The organism is Microbacterium sp. B19 (assembly GCF_000333395.1).
Taxonomy (GTDB): Bacteria; Actinomycetota; Actinomycetes; order Actinomycetales; family Microbacteriaceae; genus Microbacterium.
The window spans coordinates 1-6,039 of sequence record NZ_BADA01000123.1; the positions used below are offsets into that span (position 1 = coordinate 1).

7 protein-coding genes are annotated in these 6,039 nt (G+C 72.3%); 4 read left to right on the forward strand and 3 right to left on the reverse strand.

The features are described 5' to 3' along the window. Positions 1-280: Maf family protein (locus I5G_RS04725; RefSeq protein WP_022878028.1), on the reverse strand; the 280-nt coding region annotated here is incomplete at its 3' end. Between the two features lie 57 nt (positions 281-337). On the opposite strand from I5G_RS04725, the gene I5G_RS04730 reads away from it, so the two are divergent. The 4 genes from I5G_RS04730 to I5G_RS04745 all read left to right on the forward strand — a co-directional run bounded on the left by I5G_RS04730 (position 338) and on the right by I5G_RS04745 (position 4,620). After that, positions 338-1,585: a class I SAM-dependent RNA methyltransferase gene (locus tag I5G_RS04730; protein ID WP_022878029.1), complete on the forward strand. Its 1,248-nt coding sequence runs from the start codon at positions 338-340 to the stop codon at positions 1,583-1,585. Between the two features lie 83 nt (positions 1,586-1,668). Beyond that, the gene (locus I5G_RS04735) at positions 1,669-2,334 is read left to right on the forward strand and encodes a response regulator transcription factor (protein WP_022878030.1); all 666 of its coding nucleotides are present in this window, start codon (positions 1,669-1,671) and stop codon (positions 2,332-2,334) included. Beyond that, a complete protein-coding gene (locus I5G_RS04740; RefSeq protein ID WP_022878031.1) occupies positions 2,327-3,583 on the forward strand; it encodes a sensor histidine kinase in 1,257 nt (418 codons plus the stop codon). Before I5G_RS04735 ends, I5G_RS04740 begins: the two co-directional genes overlap by 8 nt. Continuing rightward, positions 3,580-4,620, forward strand: a complete 1,041-nt coding sequence (locus tag I5G_RS04745; RefSeq protein WP_026095652.1) for a hypothetical protein — start codon at positions 3,580-3,582, stop codon at positions 4,618-4,620. Before I5G_RS04740 ends, I5G_RS04745 begins: the two co-directional genes overlap by 4 nt. 268 nt (positions 4,621-4,888) lie before the next feature. Here I5G_RS04745 and I5G_RS04750 read toward each other — a convergent pair whose 3' ends face one another. After that, positions 4,889-5,122: an acyl-CoA carboxylase subunit epsilon gene (locus tag I5G_RS04750; RefSeq protein ID WP_022878033.1), complete on the reverse strand. Its 234-nt coding sequence runs from the start codon at positions 5,120-5,122 to the stop codon at positions 4,889-4,891. Continuing rightward, positions 5,119-6,039 (reverse strand): acyl-CoA carboxylase subunit beta (locus tag I5G_RS04755; protein ID WP_022878034.1); only part of this gene is annotated, 921 nt, incomplete at its 5' end. The genes I5G_RS04750 and I5G_RS04755, both read right to left, overlap by 4 nt.

Sequence of the window (6,039 nt, forward strand, 5' to 3'; positions counted from 1 at the left end):
CCAGGATCTCGTCGCCGAGCGCGAACATCGAGTCGCCGCCGATGACGAAGCCGTCGAACGACGGCTCGTCGACGCGGAGCCGCTCCGCCACGTCCGCCGCCTTGCGCCGCGCGAGCAGCAGCACGTGTTCCGGGGCGGGGAGGGTGCGCCCTTCCGCGGCCTCGACCTCGGCGATCACGGCCTCCTCGTCGACCTGCGGGGCGCGGGCCTCCGGTTCGATGCCCGCCTGCCGGAGAAGCATCAGACGGGCGGGAGAAGTGGATGCCAGGCACACGCGCATGCGTCCACGCTACCGACGGCGCGGCCCCGGGGTGCCGCCGTGTGACAGGCTCAGGGGATGCAGAACGGCGACCTCATCGATCTCGACATCACCGGAGTCGCCCACGGCGGCATCTTCGTCGGGCGGCACGAGGGCCGTGTCGTCTTCGTGCCCGATACGCTCCCGGGCGAACGCGTGCGGGTGCGGCTCACCGACACGCGGAAGAAGGCGTTCTGGCGCGCCGAGGCCCTCGAGGTCCTCGACGCCGCTCCCGAGCGGCGCCCCCACGTGTGGGCGTCGGCCGCGATCGACCGCGCCCCCGACGACCGGGTGGGCGGCGCGGAGTTCGGCCACATCGAGCTCGCGCACCAGCGCGCCCTCAAGGAGCGCGTCATCCGGGAATCCCTTGAACGCGTCGGCCGCCTCGAGCTGCCCGTCGAGGTGCGTCCGGCCGGTCCGGACGAGACCGCCGACGGCACCGGTTGGCGTACCCGCGTGAGCCTGCACGTCGACGACGCCGGACGCGTCGGCCCGTTCGCGCCGCGCTCCCACCGCGTCGTCGAGACCCCCGACCTGCCGCTCGCCACCCCCGACCTCGCCCGCGTGGCGGCCGAGCTGCGCGGCGCCGCCGAGGGCCGCATCGACCTCGTGCAGCCGGCCGACGGCCGCGTCCGCGTGCTGCCGCGTCCGGACGGCGCCCGATCCACGGGGCCGGTCGAGGTCGTGGAGGAGCGCGTCGGCGACCGCTCCTTCCGCGTCGACGCGGGCGGGTTCTGGCAGGTCCACCGCCTCGCCGCCGGCGCCCTCACGGAGGCGGTCGCGGATCGCATCCGTTCCTCGGCGGGCGACCTGGATCCGGATGCCATCCACCTCGACCTCTACGGGGGCGTGGGCCTTTTCGCGGCGACGTTGGGCGGCCTCGGCGGTGCGTCCACGCGCGTGGTGAGCGTCGAGAGCGACCCGCGGGCGACGGAGCACGCGGGGGAGAACCTCGCCGAGTGGGTCGGCGCGCGCGCCGAGACGGCCCGTGTCGACCGCTACGTCGGCCGTCTGCGTGCCGATGCGTCCGAGCGCGAGCGCGAACGCCTCTCGCGCGGCGTCGTGGTGCTGGACCCGCCGCGGGCGGGAGCCGGCCGCGAGGTCGTCGAGGGCATCGCCGCGCTGGCGCCGCAGACGGTCGTCTACGTCGCGTGCGACCCGGTCGCGCTCGCCCGGGATCTCGCGACGTTCGCGGTCCACGGCTACCGGGCCGACGGGGGCGTGCACGGCCTCGACCTCTTCCCGAACTCCCATCACGTCGAAGCCGTCGTCGCCCTGCGCCGGTGACGCGCCGATGATCCGTCGATGACCCGCCGATCGGGGGATGTGGACTCCCGTTCGGAAGAGGGCAGCGCGGATACGATAAGGGGATGACGCGCGTCGCCCTCATCGATGACCATGAATCGGTCCGACTCGGCCTCGAGGCCGCGCTCGCTCAGACGGGGTCTTTCGACGTGGTGTCCTCGGGTGCGAACGTCGCCGCCTACCTCGATTGGCGCCGCTCCGCGGGCGAGGCTCCGGCGGACGTCGTCGTGCTCGACCTCACTCTCGGCGACGGCACCACCGTGTCCGAGAACGTCGACCGGGTCGTGCGCGACGGGTCGAGCGTCATCATCCACAGCGTCGCCGACCGCCCGGCCGCCGTCCGCGAGGCGCTCGCCGCCGGTGCGGCGGGCATCGTGAGCAAGTCCTCGCCCACCCACGAGGTGCTCGCGGCGATCGACACCGTCGCGCGCGGCGAGCTGCTCGACAACGTCGAGTGGGCCAGCGCGGTCGACGGAGACCGCGAGTTCGCCGACGCGCAGCTGTCGGCGCGCGAGCGCGAGGTGCTGCGGCTGTACGCCGCCGGGCTCCCGCTCAAGGCCGTGGCCGAGCGCCTGGGCGTGGCGTATTCGACGGCCAAGGAGAACATCACCCGTGTGCGTGTGAAGTACGTCGAGGTGGGTCGGCCCGCCCCGACCAAGGTCGATCTGCTGCGGCGGGCGATGGAGGACGGCATCCTCCACGAGACGCCCGAGACGCCCCGCGATGCCTGACGTCGACCGCTCCGTCCTCGACGAGGCGTGGGCACGCATCCCCCATACGCGCGAGACCAGCGACGACCCCGGCTCTTTCACTCAGAAGCGGATCGAGCGCGTCATCACGCTGCTGGTCGGCCCGGCGTGCCTGGTCCTCGGGGTCCAGGCGTTCGTCGCGGCCTTCGGCCCGAGCGACGAGGCTGCGGGGTGGCACCTCCCGCTGGTGGTCGGTGTGTTCGTGCCGTTGGTCGCGATGGTCGTGGCGTGTGCGGCCAATCGGTTTGCGCAGTTGTTCTCCGGTCTGTTCGCGGTGCTGTTCATGGTGGCGCTGGTGCTGTGGCCGTTCGCGACGGCCGGGGGACAGGCGCCGTCGCCGACCGAGAACCCCTGGATCTTCTACCTCATCAACGTCGCCACGGTCGCGACGGTCGTCGCCTTCCCCTTGCCGTTGCAGGTCGCGTGGACCGTCGCCGCTCCGCTGCTGTTCGGCGTGGTGCGGCTCCTGCAGGCGGGCGGTCGCCCCGAGTTCCTCCTGCCCGTCGCTCTCGACGTGTCCTTCGCGCTGCTGCTGGGCAGCGTCCTGGTCACGCTGACGTGGATGTACCGGTCGATCGCGGCGAACGTCGACGAGACCCGCACGCGGGCCGTCGCGAGCTACGCGTCGGCGGCGGCCACCGCCGCGACCGAGCACGAACGCGTCGCCGTCGCCGCCCTCATGCACGACAGCGTCCTGGGTGCCCTGCTCGCCGCGGAGCGCGCCGCCACCCCGCGCGAACGCACTCTCGCCGTGAGCATGGCGCGCGAGGCCCTGACCCGGCTGGCGAACGCCGAGAAGGACGCCCTCGAAGGCAGTGACGAGCCGATGGATGCCGTGGCCCTCGCCGACGACATCGAGAAGTCCGCGCGCGACTTCGGCGTCGAGCTCGTCGTGGTCCGGCGCGTGCCGGACGGGACTCCCCGCGTCCCGGGCCGCGTCGCCCGCGCGCTGGTGCTCGCGGCCATGCAGGCCGTCGCCAACGCCGTGCAGCACGCGGATGCCGCCGCGCTCTCGGTGGAGGTCATGGGCTCGGCCGATCCGGGCGGCGTGACGATCCGCGTGCGCGACGCGGGTCGCGGTTTCGACGTCGACGCGATCCCGGCGGATCGGCTCGGCATCCGAGGCTCGATCATCGCGCGCGTGACGGCTGTCGGCGGTCGCTCGAGCGTGGATTCGTCGCCCGCGGGCACCACGGTGACCCTCGAGTGGGAGAGCGGGGACCGCTGGTGACCGTCCGCTCCATCCTCTCCGGCATCGCCCTCGCCTTCACGGCCTACCTCGCCGCCCGGAGCCTGCTGTGGACGCTGCCCGAGACGGTCGAGCGCGGCTGGCTGTTGATCGCCGCGCTCGTGATCTATCTGCCGATCACGTGGGTGTGGGTCCTCCTCCCGACCCGCCGACGCATCCCCGAGCCCGGTGATGCGGAGGCGGATGAGCGGCTCTCCCCGCCGCGCTGGGCCATCGCGCTGGCGCTGTTCGCGGCCGCCGTCGTCCCCAACGCCGCGTTCGCCGCGGTCAGCGAGGCGGGCCGGGCCCAGCCGTTCGTCACGTGGGTGATCGGGGGCATCGGTGCGCTGATGACGGTCGTGATGGTGCGCCGCCGCCCGGTTGTGGCGTGGATCGGGACGGGCCTCCTGGCGCTGTCCGCGTCCGTGTGGTTGGGCCTTCTCTCGGCCCTGAGTCTCGGGCTCGTCGGTTCTCTCGTCTGGGTGGCGGCCGCGCAGCTCATCACGGTCGCTCTCGATCGGGTCGCGCGTGACGCCGAAGAGCTCTCCGAGCTGCAGCAGGCGGCCTCGGCGTGGCAGGCGTCGCAGAGCGGGCGTCAGCGCGAGCGCCGGCTGCACGTGCAGCGAGCGCTCCATGTGGCCGGCCCGGTGCTCGGCCGGACGATCGAGACGGGTGGCAACCTGCGTCCGAGCGAGAAGACCACCGCTCGGCTGGCGGAGCAGAGTCTCCGTGACGAGCTGCGGAGTCCGCGTCTCCTGGACGACGGCGTGCGCGCGGAGATCGATGCGGCACGTCGGCGCGGCATGATCGTCATGCTGTTCGACGAGGGCGGGCTGGAGGACCTGCCCCCTTCCGCGCTGGAGGGCATTCGCGCCGAACTCGCGGGGATCGTGCGCGAAGCCACCTCCGAGCGCGTGATCATCCGCTCTTCGCCGCACCACGAGATCGTCGTGACGGTGGTCGGTCGCCGAGCGACCGTCGGAGCCGGTGCGGACGAGGACGACGTGGATCTCTGGCGCGAGATCCGTCGCCCCCACTGACCGCCCACCCGCCACGCCGGAACCAGAAGCCCCCTCGGCAGGAAGCCGAGGGGGCTCGTTCGGGTTTCTGCATCCGGGGAAGAGTGCGAAAAATGAGGGGTGAGGGGCGGCAATGCCTGCCCCTCACCCATGCAAACGGCTACCCGAAAACCGTCCGCGGTGGCCGGAACCGGCTCGATGGAGCGGCCCGACCGAACGCGTGATGCGTTCCAGCTCCTCCAGTATTCGCGAACGGTCTCGCGGCGTCTGTAGGTATTTCGGGGGACAGTCAGCCGGTGAAGGCGTGCCAGCCCGCCGCGCGGTTCAGGGGGGTGCGCAGTCCGCGCGCGGAAAGCTCCCAGCGGGAGCGCGCGGAGCCCTCCTCCGCGGTGGCATCCGCGGTCTCTCGCGCATACGCTTCGCTGACCACGACGATCGCCGCCGCGAGTTCCTCGGGCGTCGGCGTGCCGCGAACGACGCGGGCGACCGCCTCGGAGGCGTCAGCGGGTGCGGTGTCGCTCACAGCGGGATGTTCCCGTGCTTCTTGGCGGGCAGGCTCGCCCGCTTGTTCCGCAGCGCCCGCAGCGCCTTGGCGATCGACACGCGGGTCTGGGCGGGCTCGATGATGCCGTCGAGTTCACCGCGTTCGGCGGCCAGGAACGGGGATGCCACGTTGTAGGTGTACTCGTTCGCGAGGCGGGTGCGCACCGCGGCGACGTCCTCGCCGGCTTCCTCGGCGCGCTTGATCTCGCCGCGGTACAGGATGTTCACCGCGCCCTGACCGCCCATGACGGCGATCTCCGCGGTGGGCCACGCGAGGTTGATGTCGGCGCCGAGCTGCTTGGAGCCCATCACGATGTAGGCCCCGCCGTAGGCCTTGCGGAGGATCACGGTCACCAGCGGGACGGTGGCCTCGGCGTAGGCGTAGAGGAGCTTGGCGCCGCGGCGGATGACGCCGGTCCACTCCTGGTCGGTGCCGGGCAGGTAGCCGGGAACGTCGACGAGCGTCACGATGGGCACCGAGAACGCGTCGCAGAACCGCACGAAGCGCGAGGCCTTCTCGCCGGCGTCGATGTTGAGCGTGCCGGCCATCTGCGAGGGCTGGTTGGCGATGATTCCAACCGTGCGCCCCTCGATGCGGCCGAACCCGATCACGATGTTGGGCGCGAAGAGCGGCTGGACCTCGAGGAAGTCGGCCCCGTCCACGATCCCGTCGATCACCGTGTGGATGTCGTACGGCTGGTTCGGCGAGTCGGGGATGACGGTGTTCAGCGCCCGATCGGCATCCGTCGTCTCGAACTCGAAGGGGGTCTCGTACAGCGGGAGCTCGGCGAGGTTGTTGTCCGGCAGGAAGCCGATCAGCGTGCGCGCGTAGTCGAGCGCGTCGTCCTCGTCGTCGGCGAGGTAGTGCGCGACGCCCGAGCGGGTGTGTGCGGGCGC

Coding starts and splice junctions, on each gene's coding strand:
- I5G_RS04730 (WP_022878029.1), top strand. CDS start 338: ATGCAGAACGGCGACCTCATCGATCTCGACATCACCGGAGTCGCCCAC.
- I5G_RS04735 (WP_022878030.1), top strand. CDS start 1,669: ATGACGCGCGTCGCCCTCATCGATGACCATGAATCGGTCCGACTCGGC.
- I5G_RS04740 (WP_022878031.1), top strand. CDS start 2,327: ATGCCTGACGTCGACCGCTCCGTCCTCGACGAGGCGTGGGCACGCATC.